Origin of the sequence: Streptomyces sp. NPDC047049, from assembly GCF_040643995.1 — a bacterium.
In the GTDB taxonomy this organism is placed as follows: Bacteria; Actinomycetota; Actinomycetes; order Streptomycetales; family Streptomycetaceae; genus Streptomyces; species Streptomyces mooreae.
On the sequence record NZ_JBEYVM010000001.1, the window covers coordinates 316,352 to 333,106 of the forward strand.

Below are 16,755 nucleotides of genomic sequence, written 5' to 3' on the forward strand. Positions count from 1 at the left end.
CTCCTCGTCATCCGCCTCCGCGCCTGGGGCAAGTGCCCGTAGACTCCATTCCAGCGATCCGCCACGGTGGGTCGGCAAGGTGCGGTAACAGGGAGGAAGCGTCGTCGTGAGCAGCAGGCCATCCCGAGGCGCTGCTCGCCTCGCAGCCATACTCGACGCCCTCCCCGACGCGCTGTTGCTCGTCAACTGCAACGGCACGGTCGTCAACGCCAACTCCATCGCGCTGGAGACCTTCGAGGCGCCGGGCACGGCCCTGGTGGGGCGCGGGCTGCTCGATCTGCTGCCCTCCTTCGACTCCAAGCGCATCCCGGGCTCCATGCGGCGCCGGGACGAGGACACCGAGGGCGGCCGGACGAAGCCGACCCGCATGGTCGCGCGGCGGACGGACGGGACCGAGCTGCTGGTCGAGGTGACCAGCGCCAACCTGGAGGACGGGCGCACCCCGTACGAGTCCGCCTTCGAGGCCGCGTACGCCGATCACCGCAATGGCTACACGGGCAATGAGCTGCTGATGCTCGTCGTCCGTGACCTGACCGGGACGCTGGACACCGAGACCGAGCTGGCCCGCCAGCAGCGGCAGACCGAGATGATCCTGCGGGCGGCGGCCGAGGGCGTGGTCGGGGTGGACGCCGAGGGCAAGGTCGTCCTGGTCAATCCGTCCGCCGCGCAGATTTTGGGGTTCCGGGCGAGCGAGCTGGGCGGCAAGGAGCTGCACCCGCTGATCCACCACTCGCGGGCGGACGGCTCGGCACTGCCGTGGGAGGAAACCCCGCTGGCCGACACCCTCAAGTCCGGGCGCAAGCACCGGGTGCGCGGGCAGGCGCTGTGGTCGAAGGACGGGCGGGCGGTGCCCGTCGATCTGACGACGGCGCCGGTGCGGGACGGCGATCAGCTCGTCGGCGCGGTGATGACCTTCACCGACCGCCGTGCGTTCGACTCGCTGGCGGCCCGCCACACCCAGCTGCTGGCGGTGCTCGACCAGGCGCTGCGCGGGCCGCTGGAGGAGCTGAAGGGCGAGCTGGGCACGCTCGCCTCCGACCCGGCCGGCCAGCTCTGGCCCGAGGCGAACCAGATCCTGCACCACCTCGCGGCCGGCCACGCCCGGATGACGACGCTGGTGGACAACGTCCTGAGCTATCAGCGGCTGGACTCCGGCAAGGAAAAGCTCAACCGCACGAAGGTTTCGCTGGACGGTGTGGTCGCGGCGGGCGTGGAGGGCGCGATCGAGCTGATCGGTCCCGGCCGGGCGCAGTTCGCGGTGCATGCGCCGCCGATAGAGGCGACGGTCGACGCGGAGCGGATCGCCCAGGCGCTCTCCCATCTGATCGCGGATGTCGCGGGCGTGGACTCGACGGGCCGGATGCCGGCCGGTGAGGCTGCCGTCGGCGGGCGTTCGGGGCCGATTCCCGGCGATTCGACGATCGTGGTGGCGGCGGCCAAGCGCGGCGATGTCGTACGGATCGAGGTGCGCGGGCCGTTCGGCGGCGGCGACCCGGTCCATGAGCCGATCGTCCGCGGGATCGTGCGCAAGCACGGCGGGCTGATGCAGACGCACGAGGTGCCCGGCGGCGGGCCCGGCGCGGGCGGAAGTGCGTATGTGCTGGAGCTGCCGGTGGTGGCGGACGGCACGACGGTGGACGGCGCGACGAGCGGCGCGGACCGGGCGGACGGGCCGACCGGCAATGAGACGACGGTGATGCCGGTACCGGCTGCCCATGCGCGGGGCACCCGGGGCAATGCGGCGGACACGGGCGAGGGCGCGGATGCCGGCTCGGGCAACGGCACCGGCTCGGGTCCGGGTACCGGCTCGGGCAACGGCGAGCAGGGGCCGGGGGGCGACGGGCACGAGGGCGGCGACGAGGGCCGCCCCGGTGGTGACGGCGGTTCCGGTGGGTCCGGCGGTCCTGGCGGTTCCGGTGGGACCGGTGGTGGGGCCGGCGGACCGCTCGGTGGCGGTGGCGCGGAGCGCGGCGTCGTGGTGCCGGATCAGGCACGCGGGGCACAGCCGACCGGTCGTCGCCGTGCGCGGCACTCGGGCGCGGAGCAGGGCGCGGAGCACGGCACGCACCCGGGCACGGGGCCGGGGGCCGGTGTGGCGCACGGTGCCATGGACGACGGTGGGACGGGGACGGGCGGAACGGGTCCCGGGGCGGCCGAGGGCGGCCGTGGGGCTCATCCGCCGCACGGTGACGGCGCGCCGGGTACGCAGGGCGGCCGGCCGGCGGGCGGTACGGGGCTGCCGCCGGGCATGACGGGCGCCGAGTCCGTGCCGCCGACCGGACGGCGCCGGGGGCGGCAGGACGCCACGGAGGGCGGCGGGCTGCCCGCGCTCCCCTCCGGAACGAGTCAGACGTCGGGACCGGGGCAGCAGCCGGGACACGGTCCGGTGGCGGGCCCGCAGGGTGGGCCGGCGGCCGGCCCCCAGGGGCCCGCGGCGACGCCGTCGGCCAACGGGCAGGCCTCGGCTCCGGTTCCCGCACAGGGGTCGGCTCCGGTTCCTGCCCGGCCGCTTCCTGCCCGTCCGCAGATTCCCGGGCAGGCCTCGGCCCCGGTCCCCGCGCAGGGATCGGCTCCGGTTCCGGGACAGGCCCCGGCTCCGGGCGGGCCGCATGTTCCCGGTCAGGCGCCGGCTCCGGGCGGGCCGCAGGGCCTCGGTCCCGTACAGCCGAGCGGGCGGCGGGCGCGCCGGGCGCTGGCCGAGGCGCCCGAACGGTCCGCGCAGGGTGACCGGGAGCGGGCATCGGCGGCCGCTGCCTCCGGGGCACAGCCCGGTGCACGTGCCGCCTTCGCGCTGCCGCCTGCCGCGGCGGACCGCACCCCGCAGTCGCTGCCCGCGACCGCCGACCAGGTGCCCGCACAGGCCGGTCCGCACGAGGCCGCCGTTGCGCACGAAACTGCCGGTCCGCAGGAGGCCGCCGGGACGGGACGCCGTCGGGCGCGCCGTCCGGTGGCCAACGGTCCTGAGCAGGCGATGGCCGGCGGACAGCCGGAATACGCGCTGGAAGCGGGCGTCAACTCCGGTGCGGCGCAAGGCGGGTGGGAGGGCGAGCCGACCGGCCGGCGACGGGCCAGACGGGCCGCGGCCGAGGAGCGGGCGGCGGCCGCCATGGCCGATTCCGAGTCGTCCGGCACGTTCGTGGCGGGCCCGGAAGGGCTCGTGGCGCAGCACAACGAGTCGGCGGAGGCGACGGGTACGGCCACCGGCACGGCGCCCGGGATCGCCACGGCCACCGGCACGGCGCCCGGGATCGCCCAGGGCCAGGCTCAGGCCCAGACGCCGGCCCAGACCCAGGCCCCGGAGGCGAGTGCGCCTCAGGTGCCCAACGCGCCCCACGGCCCCGCCACCACCCAAGACTCCCAGCGCACCCAGACCCCCCAGGCGCCCGGCGCTCCCGCTCCCACCGGCCGTCGGCGCGGCCGCCCCAGCCCCGCCGAGGAGGCCGCGGGGCAGGCGCCCGTACCCCCGCGGGGCGGCCCCGCCGCCGCCCCGCACCGTCAGCCGCTGCCGCCCGCCGCCGAGGACGACGCGCACGCCGCGGGACACTCCCACGGGCGGGCGTTCAGCGTGCGCACGCTCGGGCAGGGCGTGCCGTTCACCCAGCAGATCGCCGACCAGCAGCGCGGGCAGGTGCCGCCGGGCAGCACGCCCCCGGGCAGTCCGCCGCCCGGCAGCACACCGCCCGGCGGCACGTCCGCGGGTTCGGGCCGCCGCCGTAAGCTCGCCGCGCCGCCGCAGGAGGGCGCCCCCGCCGGGTCGATGCCGGCCGAGGCGCGTCCGCACCCCGGTGCGCCGCAGCCTCAGCAGCAGCCCGGACCGCCGGCTGGGCACCAGGCCCCCGCCCAGCCGCAGTCCCCGCCGCAGCCGCATCTGATGGATGCCGGTGAGGGGCGGGCCTTCGCCATCTCCGCGCCCGACGAGGGCAGCGAGGGCCCCGAGCCGCTGGACGGCCCGAACGGCGCCATAGAGGTGGTGGACCGTCAGCCCCTGCCGATGGACGACGAGTTGCCGCCGGAGCCGCTGGACAACCCGCGCCGGCTGCTGGTCTGGCCGGCGCCGGACGTCGCCACCCAGCAGGCGCTCAGCGACCGCGGCTACCGCCCCGTCATCGTCAACTCCCGCGAAGAGGTGGACGCCCAGATCGCCGCGTACCCGGCGGCGCTCTTCGTCGACCCGCTGACCGGGCCGATCACCCGCACCGCGCTGCAGTCACTGCGCCAGGCGGCGGGGGCGGCCGAGGTCCCGGTGCTGGTGACCGCCGGTCTGGGGCAGGCCACCCGGGAGGCCGCGTACGGCGCGGACCCGGCGGTCCTGCTCAAGGCGCTGGCCCCGCGCGACAGTGAGGTCCACCCGCCGCGGGTGCTGCTGATCGAGGAGAACGACGCCATCGCGGGCGCCCTCACCGCCTCGCTGGAGCGGCGCGGGATGCAGGTCGCACGGGCCGGCGGCGACGCCGACGCGGTCACCCTCGCCACACAGATGCGGCCGAATCTGGTCGTGATGGACCTGATGCAGGTACGCCGCCGTCGGGCCGGGATCGTCGACTGGCTGCGCGCCAACGGCCTGCTCGACCACACGCCGCTGGTCGTCTACACCTCCGCCGACATGGACCCGGCGCAGCTGCCGCGGCTGGCGGCCGGCGAGACGGTGCTCTTCCTCGCCGAGCGCTCCACGAGCGCCGAGGTGCAGGCCCGGATCGTCGACCTGCTCGCCAAGATCGGCACGAACTGACCCGTACCGAGTGAGCTGCCCGCGGCGGGCGGTGGGCGGCGGCCGGACCCCCTGCCGCTGCCCGCCGCCGGCCGCCGTCGTCCGGCCGCCCTGGCTCAGGCCAGCAAGGTCACATCCAGCTCGCCGTCCGCGTACTGCCGGCGCAGCACCTTCTTGTCGAACTTCCCCACGCTCGTCTTCGGCACCGACGGAATCACCGCCCACCGCTCCGGCAGCTGCCAGCGCGCGATCCGCTCACCGAGGAACGCCTTCAGCTCCTCGTACCCGATGGTCGCGCCGTCGTTGAGCACCACCGTCGCCAGCGGCCGCTCGCCCCACTTGTCGTCCGGTACGGCGACCACCGCGGCCTCCGCGACATGCGGATGGGCCATCAGATGGTTCTCCAGCTCGACCGAGGAGATCCATTCGCCGCCGGACTTGATGACGTCCTTGGCGCGGTCGGTCAGCGTCAGATAGCCGTTGGGGGTGATGGTGCCGACGTCGCCGGTGCGCAGCCAGCCGTCGGGGCTGAACTTGTCCTCGGGGCGCAGCGGGCCGCTCTGTGCGCCGCCGTAGTAGGCGCCGGCGATCCACGGGCCGCGGACCTCCAGTTCGCCCGCGGCCTGGCCGTCACAGGGGAGCTGTTCGCCGCCGGGGCCGATCAGCCGCGCCTCGACGGAGGCGGGGAAGCGGCCCTGGGTGGCGCGGTAGGCCCACTCGTCGTCGCCGCTGACCCCGGCCGGCGGGTGGGCGACGCTGCCCAGCGGGGAGGTCTCGGTCATGCCCCAGGCGTGCACGACGCGGATGCCGTGCCGCTCCTCGAAGCCGCGCATCAGGGCGGGCGGGCAGGCGGAGCCGCCGATGACGACCGTCCGCAGACAGGCGACATCCCGTTTCGTGGCGTCGAGTTCGGCGAGCAGACCCTGCCAGATGGTGGGCACCGCGGCGCCGATGGTGGGCCGTACGGTCTCGATCATCTCGGCGAGCGGCGCGGGCTGCAGGAAGCGGTCCGGCATCAGCAGCGAGGCACCGGCCATGAAGGCGGCGTGCGGCAGGCCCCAGGCGTTGACGTGGAACATCGGCACGACGGGCAGGGTGATGTCGCGCGAGGTGAGCGCGAACGCCTCGGCGGTGTTGACCTGCATCGAGTGCAGATACAGCGAGCGGTGGCTGTAGAGCACGCCCTTGGGGTCGCCGGTGGTCCCCGAGGTGTAACAGAGGGCCGCGGCCTCCCGCTCGTCGGTCTCCGGCCAGTCGTAGCTCTCCGGCCGCCCGGCGATCAGCTCTTCGTAGTCGTGCACCCGCGCCGGGCCGCCCGCCACCAGGGAGCGGTCGCCGGGGCCGACGACGACGATGTGCTCGACGTTCGGCAGCTGCGGCAGCAACGGGGCGAGCAGCGGCAGCAGACTGCCGTTGGCGAGCACGACCCGGTCCTCGGCGTGGTTGACGATCCACACCAACTGCTCGGCGGGCAGCCGCAGATTGAGCGTGTGCAGCACCGCCCCCATGGAGGGGATCGCGAGATAGGCCTCCAGGTGCTCCGCGTTGTTCCACATGAGGGTGCCGACCCGTTCCTCGTCGGCGACCGACAGCTCCTCGCGCAGCGCATGGGCCAGCTGCGCGGCCCGGCGGCCGACCTCGGCGAAGCTGCGCCGGTGCGGATCTCCCTCGGTCCAGGTGATGACCTGCGACTCACCATGAACCGTCGCCCCATGGGCCAGGATTCGCGAGACGGTGAGCGGTACGTCCTGCATCGTGCTGAGCACCGGGTGCCTCCGCTTTGTTACGGGCGGGTAGTGGTGCTGCGATTGTCAGCGCATACCGATCGGTATGTCACGCCCTCCGAGGTGTGTTCTTACCCTCTCGTGCAGGAATGCGGCCATCAGCGGGCCACACCTGGGCGCATGGCATGGAGCCGCGAGCCCCCTTGTTGCGTTGCGCGCCTGGTGACGGTCCTGCACTCGGGTGGCCGCTCCCTCACACCCCTGCCCCCTCACCCCCTCCGCTCAGCCGCCGGAGTCACCGCCTGGAGGACCAGGACCGACAGATCGTCCTCGACCGGGCCGGTGCCGAAGTCGTGGGCGGCGCGCCGTACGTGTTCGGCGAGGGCCTTGGCGCCCAGGCCCATGCCGTCGCGCATCACCTCGATCAGGCCGTCGTTGTCGTCCAACTGCCAGTTGCCGCAGCGGCGTTCGGTGACGCCGTCGGTGACGCACAGCAGTGTCTCGCCCGGTGCGAGGGCGAAGGAGCTGGCGTGGAATTCGGTGCCCTCGTCGATGCCCAGCAGCATCTGGGGGTCGGAGGCCGGCTCCACGGCGCCGTCGACGAACATGTGCAGCGGTGGCGGGTGGCCGGCGCTGGCGACCGTGCAGCGGGCCCCGGGGACGCCCGTATCGACTTCCAGCTCCCCGTACAGCAGGCTCAGGAAGCGGGAGGTGGCCTGCTCGCCGCCCAGTTCCACCGCCTCCGCGCTCTCCTCGGCCATGGCCAGATTCAGCCTGCCGAGCACCGACTCGACGCCATGGCCCTCTCGGGCCAGCAGCCGCACCAGATGGCGGGCGAGGCCGGTGACGGACATCGCCTCGGGGTCCTTGCCCTGGACGTCCCCGAGCAGGAAACACCAGCGGCGGTCGCCCATCGGGAAGACGTCGTAGAAGTCGCCGCCGACGGTCTGCCCCTCGCCGTGCGGCTCATAGACGATCGCGGTGTCGACGCCGGGGATGCTGGCGAGCGTGGCGGGCAGCTGCCGCCGCTGGAGCGCCAGGCTGATCGTGGTCTGCCGGGTGTACTGGCGGGCGGTGTACACGGCCTGGGCGACCCGTCGTGCCACGTCCTCGACCATCCGCACCACGGTGTCGGTCATCTGGAGGTGCCCCGCCCGGCCGAGCAGCAGCATGCCCTGGTCGGTGTCGCGGGCGACCAGGGGGAAGGCCAGCGCGGAACCGCCGGAGGGGGCCGCACCGGCGCATTCCGGCCAGGGCCAGGGGGTGCCGGCGGTGCGGATGATGTCGGACGGCTGCTCCCGTTCCAGCTCTGCGCGGAGCGGGGTGATCCGCCGCTCGTCGACGTGCCAGACCCGCGACAGCTGGACCCCGCCGCCCTCCGTGGTGAGCCAGATGGCGCACCAGTCGGCGAGCCGGGGCACCAGCAGCTGGGCGGCGAGCGCGGTGACCATGTCCTGGTCGAGCTGCCCGGCCAGCAGCTCGCTGGTCTCGGCGAGGAAGGACGGGCCGCCGCGGTCGGCCCATTCGGCGGCGAACCCGCGCGGGCGGCCGCGCGGCGTCACGGGGTGGCCCAGGCGTACGGGAGGCTCGGTGCCGTGCGACTCGCGGCGGGGCGCGGCGGGCGCGGCGCGGGCACGCAGCGGCTCGCCCTCGGTGGCCTCCAGGCGGAACCAGACGGTCTTCACCGCATGGCGGTAGGTCACGCCCCAGGACTCCGCCAGCGCGCTCACCAGCTGGAGTCCGAACCCCGGCTCTCCGGTGCGGGCGTCGGCCCCGCCGCGTACGCCCCGGGCGGGGTGGCGGTCGGAGACCTCCACCACGACGCCCACCTTGGCCGGGCGGCGCTCCCCGTCGTTCTCGGCGGCGGCCGGCCCGTCGTGCTCCAGGCGGCAGGTCACGTCGATGTCGGTACCGGCGTACATCACGGCATTGGTGACCAGCTCGCTGGTGAGCAGGACGACATCGTGGATGAGCTCGGCGCTGATCGCCGCCGCACCGGGGCCTGCCGTGGCGGGCGGGGCCGTCGCCCGCTCGGTGAGCAGCGCGCGCACGAATTTACGTGCGCCGGCGGCCGCGAGCTGGTTCGCGGGCAGCCCTTTCCGGGACACGGATTCCGTCGTGTACGGGGAGGACAGCGCTACCACTGCGCCCCCTGAATATGCCGGGAAAAACTGATTACAAGCGCTTTATACTATGTCATATCTGCCCAAATGGATCACCCTGCTCGACTGGCTTCTCCGCAAACGATCGTTGGGGGGATGGTGTGCCATGGCGCTCGACCCGGCCCGGCCCGAGTCCGCTTCCCCGCCCCCGGAGCCTCCCGAGCCCACTGAGCCCCCACAGCCCCCCGTCCCCCGGCACGACGGGCAGTGGGTACGCACCAGTGAGCTACGGCCTCTCCTCGCGGCGATGATGGCGCTGCGGGACGGGGATTTCACCGCACATGCGGATATCCCTCAGGACGGCTTCTCCACGGACGGCGTGGTGGCCGATATGACGGGCGTCCTCAACCAGATCACCGCCCGCAACGCCCATCTCGCCTCTGAGCTGCAACGCGTACGCAGCGAGATCATCCGGCAGGGCCGGCTGGACGAGCGGATCTCCGCCAGCCCCGGCCAGGGGACCTGGACGACGAACATCGAGGCGGCCAACACCGTGCTCCAGGCGCTGGTGGTCCCGCTCGCCAAGGCCACCCGGGTACTGGACGCGGTGGCCGACGGCGACCTGACCCAGCGGGTCGATCTGCACGACGGCAACCGCGCGCTCCGCGGCGATCTGCGCCGGCTGGGCAGCGGGGTGAACCGCATGGTCGACCAGCTGTCGCTGTTCACCGGCGAGGTCACCCGGGTCGCCCGCGAGGTCGGCACCGAGGGCCGGCTCGGCGGCCGGGCCAAGGTCCAGGGGCTCTCCGGCGACTGGCTCCATGTGACCGAGGCGGTCAACACCATGGCGTCGCGGCTGACCGCGCAGGTCAGGGACATCGCCGTGGTCACCACCGCGGTGGCCACCGGCGACCTGACCCAGCAGGTGACCGTCGAGGCCACCGGCGAGCTGCTGGAGCTGAAGCTCACCGTCAACAAGATGGTCGACCAGCTGCGGGCCTTCGCCGACGAGGTCACCCGCGTCGCCCGCGAGGTCGGCACCGAGGGCCAGCTCGGCGGCCGGGCCCAGGTCAGGGGCGTCTCCGGGGTCTGGAAGGACCTCACCGACAACGTCAACTTCATGGCGTCCAACCTGACCTGGCAGGTCCGCAACATCGCCCAGGTCACCACGGCCGTCGCCAACGGCGACCTGAGCCAGAAGATCACCGTGGACGCCCGGGGCGAGATCCTGGAACTGAAGTCGACGATCAACACGATGGTCGACCAGCTCTCCGCCTTCGCCGACGAGGTCACCCGCGTCGCCCGCGAGGTCGGCACCGAAGGGCGGCTGGGCGGCCGGGCGCAGGTCAGGGGCGTCTCCGGGGTCTGGCGGGACCTCACCGAGAGCGTCAACTTCATGGCGGACAACCTGACCTCCCAGGTCCGCAACATCGCCCTGGTCGCCACCGCCGTCGCGGAGGGCGACCTCGGCAAGACGATCACCGTGGAGGCCAAGGGCGAGATCCTGGAGCTCAAGACCACGATCAACACCATGGTCGACCAGCTCTCCGCCTTCGCCGACGAGGTCACCCGCGTCGCCCGCGAGGTCGGCACCGAAGGCAACCTCGGCGGTCAGGCGCAGGTCAGGGACGTCTCCGGGGTCTGGAAGGACCTCACCGACAACGTCAACTTCATGGCGCTCAACCTGACCTCCCAGGTCCGCAACATCGCCCAGGTCACCACGGCCGTCGCCAACGGGGACCTCTCCAAGAAGATCGACGTCGACGCCCGCGGCGAGATCCTGGAACTGAAGGACACGGTCAACACGATGGTCCAGCAGCTGCGGGCGTTCGCGGACGAGGTCACCCGCGTCGCCCGCGAGGTCGGCACCGAGGGCCGGCTGGGCGGCCGGGCCCAGGTCCACGGCGTCTCCGGCGTGTGGAAGAACCTCACCGACAACGTCAACTTCATGGCGGACAACCTGACCTCCCAGGTCCGCAACATCGCCCAGGTCGCCACCGCCGTGGCCAAGGGCGACCTGTCCAAGAAGATCGACGTCGACGCCCGCGGCGAGATCCTGGAACTGAAGACGACCATCAACACGATGGTCGACACCCTCTCGTCGTTCTCGTCCGAGGTGACCCGCGTCGCCCGCGAGGTCGGCAGCGAGGGCCAGCTCGGCGGCCAGGCCCGCGTCGAGGGCGTCTACGGCACCTGGAAGCGGCTGACCACCAGCGTCAACGAGCTGGCGCTGAACCTGACCACGCAGGTCCGGGCGATCGCCGAGGTGGCCAGCGCGGTCACCCAGGGCGATATGTCCGGCTCGATCACCGTGGACGCCCAGGGCGAGGTCGCGGCCCTGAAGAACAACGTCAACCTGATGGTCGCCAACCTCCGCGAGACCACCCGCGCCAAGGACTGGCTGGAGTCCAACCTCGCCCGTATCGCCAGCCTGATGCAGGGCCACCGCGACCTGGTCGAGGTCGCCGACCTGATCCTGCGCGAGCTGACCCCGCTGGTGAATGCGCAGTTCGGCGCGTTCTTCCTGGCGGAGGCGGGCGCCGAGCCGGGCGAGGGCCTGGAGCTGATCGCCGGTTACGGCACCGGCCAGCCCGAGGGCCGCCGCTCGCTGCCGAGGCTGCGGCTGGGCACCCCCGGCTGGGGCCTGATCACCCAGGCCGCCATGGAGAAGAAGCGCATCGTCGTCGACGCCGTCCCGCCCGACTACATCACCATCAGCTCCGGGCTCGGCGCCGCGGCCCCGGCCAGCCTCGTCATCCTCCCGGTCCTCTTCGAGGACCAGGTGCTCGGCGTCATCGAGCTGGCCTCCTTCAGCCGGTTCAGCGAGGTCCACCTCGCCTTCATCGACCAGTTCGTGAACACCATCGGCGTCTCGATCAACACCATCATCGCCAACTCCCGTACGGAGTCGCTGCTGTCGGAGTCCCAGCGGCTGACCGCCGAGCTGCGCCAGCGCTCCGACGAACTCCAGCTGACGAACGCCGAGCTGGAGGAGAAGGCGGCTCTCCTCGCCACCTCCTCCCAGTACAAGTCGGAGTTCCTGGCGAACATGTCGCACGAGCTGCGCACCCCGCTCAACTCCCTGCTGGTGCTCTCCCGCCTCCTCGCCGACAACCCCGACGGCCGGCTCTCCGCCCAGGAGGTGGAGTTCGCCGTCACCATCCACCGCGCGGGCTCCGACCTCCTCCAGCTCATCAACGACATCCTCGACCTGTCGAAGATCGAGGCCGGCCGGATGGACGTCCACCCCAAGGCCCTGCCGCTGATCAAACTCCTCGACTACGTCCGCGCCACCTTCCGGCCGCTCACCGTCGACCGCGGCCTCACCTTCGACGTCAAGGTCGGCGAGAACGTCCCCAAGGAGCTCTTCTCCGACGAACAGCGCCTCCAGCAGATCCTGCGCAACCTCCTGTCCAACGCCGTGAAGTTCACCTCCTCGGGCAGCGTGGAACTCATCGTCCAGCGCGTCCCCGGCACGGAATTCGAGGAGGAATCCCTCCGCACCGCCGACGACGTCATCGCCCTCTCCGTCAAGGACACCGGCATCGGCATCTCACCGGAAAAACTCGACGGCATCTTCGAGGCGTTCCAGCAGTCCGACGGCACCACCAACCGCAAATACGGCGGCACCGGCCTCGGCCTGTCCATCAGCCGCGATATGGCCGCGCTGCTCGGAGGCCGGATCATCGCCGAGAGCGAGCCGGGCGTCGGCTCGACCTTCACCCTGTATGTGCCCGCGCGCTACACGGGCCCCTTCCCCGCCCCGAGCCCCACCGCCGCCATCCGCCCCGCGGACAGCACCGCACAGGCCGGCCCCGCCCGCCCGGTCCTGGCCGAACAGCTCACGGCCACGCCGCCCGGCCCGACCGCGACCACCCCGCGGAGCAGCCCTCCCGGCAACGTCAGTGATGTCTTCCCCACCCAGGGGGCACAGGACCAGGCCCCGCATCCGGAGCAGCACCCGGACCAGCACCCGGGTGCCCCCTCCCCCGACGGCGGCGATGTCACCTGGCCCGAGACCACCCGCCTCAGGGACTGGCTCAGCGGACGCCCCGGCGAGGTGCTGGCCAACCGCCGCATCCTCATCGTCGACGACGACATCCGCAATGTCTTCGCGCTCACGCACGTACTGGGCCGGGTCGGGATCAGCGTCAAATACGCCGAGAACGGCCGCGAGGGGCTGGAGGTCCTTGACCGGACACCGGATGTCTCGCTGGTGCTGATGGACATCATGATGCCCGAAATGGATGGTTACGAGATGATCAAGGCGATCCGACAAGCACCTCGATTCGCCGACCTGCCGGTCATCGCGCTCACCGCGAAGGCCATGCCGGGCGACCGCGAAAGGGCGATCGAGAGCGGGGCCAATGACTACATCCCCAAGCCGGTGGATGTGGACCGCCTGCTGTCCGTGATCTGCGGCCTTCTGGACCCGCAGGAGGGCAAGGCGGTTCCGCACCGGGAGGCGGAACCGCATCCGGAGGCGGAACCGCATCCGGAGGCCGGTCCGGTCCCGCTCCCGGAGGCCGTCGGCCTTGAGGACGCCGGCCCGGAGGGCGCGGGCCAGGCCACCGAGGGCACCGGCCAGGACGCCGAGGGCAACGGCCAGGACGGACGGGGAACAGCAGCCGGGGAGCAATCATGACGACCGCACCGGACACCTCATCCAGCATCCTCATCGTCGACGACATGGAGGAAAACCTCGTCGCACTGGAAGCCGTACTGGGCTCGCTCACCCAGAAGGTGGTCCGCGCGCGATCCGGCGAAGAGGCCCTGAAGGCCATGCTCCGTGAGGAATTCGCGGTCGTCCTCATCGATGTGCTGATGCCCGGCATGAACGGCTTCGAGACCGCCGCCAACATCAAGGGCCTGGACCAGACCAAGGACGTCCCGATCATTCTCCTCACCGGCGCCTCGGTCGACCCCAACTACGCCTACCGCGGCTACACGGTCGGCGCCGCCGACTTCCTCATCAAGCCCTTCGACCCCTGGCTGCTGCGCACCAAGGTGAACGTATTCCTCGACCTCCACCGCAAGAACCGCCAACTCGCCGCCCAGGCCGAACAGTTGAAGCGCCTGCTGACTTCGGACGACCACCCCGCGGGCGAGGGCCCACCGCCCGCGACGACCACGACCACCACGGCCCCGGCCGCACCGACGGCCACGACCACGCCCATGCCCCCCAGCGCGGCAGCCGCCGCAGCCGGAACGGAAGCGGCCGCACCTCCGGACGCGGCGTCGCCCCCGCCCGCCCCCTCACCTACAAGGCCGGGGGTGGCCGAGCACCCTCCCATCCCCCCGGAGGGCCCCGGCGCCCCGACGCCTGCGGAGCCGTCCCGGCAGCCCACGACGCCCGCCGCCGGCGACGCCTCCCGCCTCGCGGACATCGCCGGCCAGCTCGCCGAGGTGGAACTCCTCCTGCGCGACGCAAAAGGCTCCGACAAGGAGCGCCTTGCCGACCGCATCACCGAACTGGAGGAGGCCGTCGGCAGGCTGATGGTCAGCCGCGGGACGTGAAACTCACACCCTTGAGCTTTCCCGACTGCTCTTTCCACGCGGTCCCGGCACCTTGTCGACGGTGAAGGCGTAAATTCCCGCCAGGGCGAATATCGCCAGATACTGAGCCCAGATGGCGTGCTCCAGCACCCTGTTCACCGCGATGAGCACACCGGCCCAGAGAACAGTAAATGCAATCTTGCCCATCAGGATTTCCTAAGCCTTTAGGCGAGAGCCGAGAGGCAGGCGGTGTCGCCGCCCGCAACGGTCTTCTTCGCGAGGTCCGAGGCGAGGTCCGAGGCGACGCCCTTGCTGACGTACCGGCCGACGACCAGCGCCCCGGCCCCGCCCGCCACCACACCCGAGGCAAGGCTCTTCATTGAATTTCCCCATTCAACTTTTCACACAGGGCAGTATGGGTCAGATACCGCGCCCGTTCTTGGTCATCCACGAACGTACTAGTCCGCATCTGCGTCCGGAACCCGGGTGGGCGGATCTTGAGCAGTCTTGAGCATGAGGATTCTGTGAAATTCTGACGTGGCAGTCCATCATGCTGTTTGGGCCGACTGATAGCTCAATGTCCGGCTATTCGCAGCCGGGGAAAACGCCACGGAAGGCGGCACGGGGTCCATCAACTCCCGTTGAACGGCGGATAGTTCACTTGAAGTGTCTGCCCCCTCCACCGACACGCCATCGAGTTCGTCCGCCCGGCGCTCGGACCACCGGTACAGTCCCGGACAGGCCCCTCAGTGGGCCGCTGACGGAACCGAACCCGATCCCCAGGCGTGGCCCGATCACCGGTCGAGCGCGGCACCCACGCCGGGGCAGCTCCGGCGGACGGTGCCGAGGAAGGCACCCAGCACCGGGGAGCGGTCCTGGCCGTTGAAGGAGAGGATCAGTTCGGGCAGTGCCGTGCGCGGAGTCACCTCGCAGAACCAGGTCCCCGGGCGCGGGGCCGACAGCATGCGGGAGGGCCCGAGGCCCACGCCGACCCCGCAGGCGGCCAGGCCGATGATCGTGTGCACGTCCCTGGCGACGGACGCGCCGTCCACCGCGTCGTCGCCCAGCAGGGTGCGCAGCCCGGCGGTGACCGCGGGCTCGTCCTCCCCGGCGGCCACGATCAGCGGCTGCCGCCGCACCTGGTCCACGCTCACCGACGCCTGGCCTGCGTAGGGGTGCGTGCTGCCGACGACGGCGATCAGGTGGTCGTGCCCGACCGGGACGGACACCAGGTGCTCGGCCCCGGAACCCCGTGGCGGTCCGAGGGTGACGGCCACATCCAGTTCGCCGGAGATGAGGGTGGCGGCGCTGCGGCTGGACGCCATCTCGTGCAACTCCAGCCGCACATCGGGACGTTCGCGGCCGAACCGGCTCAGGACGTTCGGCAGCGGGTCGAGCAACGCGGAGGCGATGAACCCCAGGCGCAGCCGCCCCGTCTCGCCGCGCGCCGCCCGGCCGGCGTCCACCGTGGCCGCCGTCATCTCCTCCAGCGCCCGCCGCGCCCGGGCGAGGAACGCCTGGCCCGCTGCGGTCGGGAACACGCCCTGGCGCGTGCGGTCGAACAACCGGGCTCCCGTCTCGCGCTCCAGGTCGGCGACCTGTTTCGAGAGCGGAGGCTGCGCGATGCCCAGCGCGTGGGCCGCCCGGCCGAAGTGTCCGTGCTCGGCGAGGGCGAGCGCGTACCGCAGATGCCGCGCCTCCATGGCCACCCCTTCATACACAGAAAGTATCGCCGGCCAGCGTTCCATATCTTCTGCTGGATGACGCGGCCGTCGCCGACTGGGATGGCAGCCATGACGACCTCCCCGAACACCGATGTGAACGACACCGTCTTCGTCCTCGTCCACGGTGCCTGGCACGGCTCGTGGCAGTGGGCGGCGACGCAGCGCGCACTCGCCGGTCTCGGTGCCGCGAGCGTGGCCGTCGACATGCCCGGGCACGGTTTCGATGTCCCCCTGCCCAGTGGATACCTGCTGCCTGGTCAGCCCGATCTGCTGACCGAGAAGTCGCCGCTCGCCGCCGTGACGATGGACCACTGCGCCGATGCCGTCCTGGACACGCTGCGCCGGGTCCGCCGCTACGGCCGTGTCGTGCTCGTCTCCCACAGCGCGGGCGGCGGACCCGCGTCGCTGGCCGCCGAGCGCGCCCCCGAACTGGTCGACCGCATCGTCTACCTCTCCGCGTTCGTCCCCGCCGGCCGCCCCCGGTTCTCCGACTACCTCAGCACCCCCGAGAACGCCACCGCACGGGGACGGAGCCTCAACCTCGGTGATCCCGAGGCACTGGGCGCCATACGCATCAACCCGCTCTCGCCGGAACCCGCTTACGTCGAGGAACTACGGCAGACCCACTACCACGACACGCCCGCCGACCGCTTCGACCGCTGGCGCTCCGCGCTCAGCCCCGACCTGCCACTGGCCATCCCGACAACCCCGGTCACCCTGACCGCGGCGCGATGGGGCCGCATCCCACGCACCTTCCTGCGCTGCGCGCAGGACCGGGCGCTGGCGCCGGCCGCACAGGACCTGATGATCGCGGAGGCCGACCGGGCCGTGCCGGGCGAGCCGTTCACCGTCCACACCCTGCCGAGCAGCCACAGCCCGTTCGCCGCCCGGCCAGGGGAACTCGCCGAGGCCCTGGTCCGGTGACCGGCGGTCGGTTCCTGCTGCCGGTGGTGCTGAGTGTCCTGCGCCGGTTCGGAGGTGGCCCTCTCCCTGCCCGACGG

The 16,755-nt window shown here is 72.3% G+C and carries 8 protein-coding genes and 1 pseudogene; 4 read left to right on the forward strand and 5 right to left on the reverse strand.

Going from position 1 to position 16,755, the window contains the following annotated elements; all coding sequences use genetic code 11:
• Window positions 1-172: 172 nt before the first annotated feature.
• Window positions 173-4,729 carry a PAS domain-containing protein gene (locus tag ABZ851_RS01555; RefSeq protein ID WP_361121757.1) on the forward strand — a complete coding sequence of 1,519 codons (4,557 nt, stop codon included), beginning with the start codon at window positions 173-175 and terminating at the stop codon, window positions 4,727-4,729.
• A gap of 95 nt (window positions 4,730-4,824) precedes the next feature.
• On the opposite strand, the gene ABZ851_RS01560 is transcribed toward ABZ851_RS01555, so the two are convergent.
• Complete coding sequence (locus ABZ851_RS01560) at window positions 4,825-6,474, reverse strand: long-chain fatty acid--CoA ligase (RefSeq protein ID WP_361120570.1); 1,650 nt, start codon at window positions 6,472-6,474, stop codon at window positions 4,825-4,827.
• Between the two features lie 227 nt (window positions 6,475-6,701).
• Window positions 6,702-8,540 carry a SpoIIE family protein phosphatase gene (locus ABZ851_RS01565; protein WP_361120573.1) on the reverse strand — a complete coding sequence of 613 codons (1,839 nt, stop codon included), beginning with the start codon at window positions 8,538-8,540 and terminating at the stop codon, window positions 6,702-6,704.
• A gap of 301 nt (window positions 8,541-8,841) precedes the next feature.
• Here ABZ851_RS01565 and ABZ851_RS01570 point away from each other — a divergent pair, with 301 nt between their 5' ends.
• Window positions 8,842-13,179, forward strand: coding sequence for a HAMP domain-containing protein (locus ABZ851_RS01570; RefSeq protein ID WP_361121759.1), 4,338 nt, complete (start codon window positions 8,842-8,844; stop codon window positions 13,177-13,179).
• Window positions 13,176-13,619 (forward strand): annotated as a pseudogene (locus ABZ851_RS01575) (response regulator); the annotation flags it as partial. The gene ABZ851_RS01570 and the pseudogene ABZ851_RS01575, both read left to right, overlap by 4 nt.
• 435 nt (window positions 13,620-14,054) lie before the next feature.
• Here the strand turns inward: ABZ851_RS01575 and ABZ851_RS01580 are convergent.
• From ABZ851_RS01580 to ABZ851_RS01590, 3 genes are all read right to left on the reverse strand, one after another.
• Window positions 14,055-14,237: a hypothetical protein gene (locus tag ABZ851_RS01580; protein WP_088798949.1), complete on the reverse strand. Its 183-nt coding sequence runs from the start codon at window positions 14,235-14,237 to the stop codon at window positions 14,055-14,057.
• A gap of 17 nt (window positions 14,238-14,254) precedes the next feature.
• Entirely contained in the window at window positions 14,255-14,410 is a 156-nt protein-coding gene (locus tag ABZ851_RS01585; protein WP_361120576.1) for a hypothetical protein, read from the reverse strand.
• 414 nt (window positions 14,411-14,824) lie between these two features.
• Window positions 14,825-15,733, reverse strand: coding sequence for a LysR family transcriptional regulator (locus tag ABZ851_RS01590; RefSeq protein WP_361120579.1), 909 nt, complete (start codon window positions 15,731-15,733; stop codon window positions 14,825-14,827).
• Between the two features lie 90 nt (window positions 15,734-15,823).
• Here ABZ851_RS01590 and ABZ851_RS01595 point away from each other — a divergent pair, with 90 nt between their 5' ends.
• Window positions 15,824-16,678 carry an alpha/beta fold hydrolase gene (locus ABZ851_RS01595; protein WP_361120581.1) on the forward strand — a complete coding sequence of 285 codons (855 nt, stop codon included), beginning with the start codon at window positions 15,824-15,826 and terminating at the stop codon, window positions 16,676-16,678.
• The last annotated feature ends 77 nt before the right edge of the window (window positions 16,679-16,755 follow it).

Excerpts from the sequence above, each read along its gene's own strand:
- ABZ851_RS01595 (WP_361120581.1), top strand. The coding sequence starts at position 15,824 with ATGACGACCTCCCCGAACACCGATGTGAACGACACCGTCTTCGTCCTC.
- ABZ851_RS01570 (WP_361121759.1), top strand. The coding sequence starts at position 8,842 with ATGATGGCGCTGCGGGACGGGGATTTCACCGCACATGCGGATATCCCT.
- ABZ851_RS01590 (WP_361120579.1), bottom strand. The coding sequence starts at position 15,733 with ATGGAGGCGCGGCATCTGCGGTACGCGCTCGCCCTCGCCGAGCACGGA.
- ABZ851_RS01580 (WP_088798949.1), bottom strand. The coding sequence starts at position 14,237 with ATGGGCAAGATTGCATTTACTGTTCTCTGGGCCGGTGTGCTCATCGCG.
- ABZ851_RS01585 (WP_361120576.1), bottom strand. The coding sequence starts at position 14,410 with ATGAAGAGCCTTGCCTCGGGTGTGGTGGCGGGCGGGGCCGGGGCGCTG.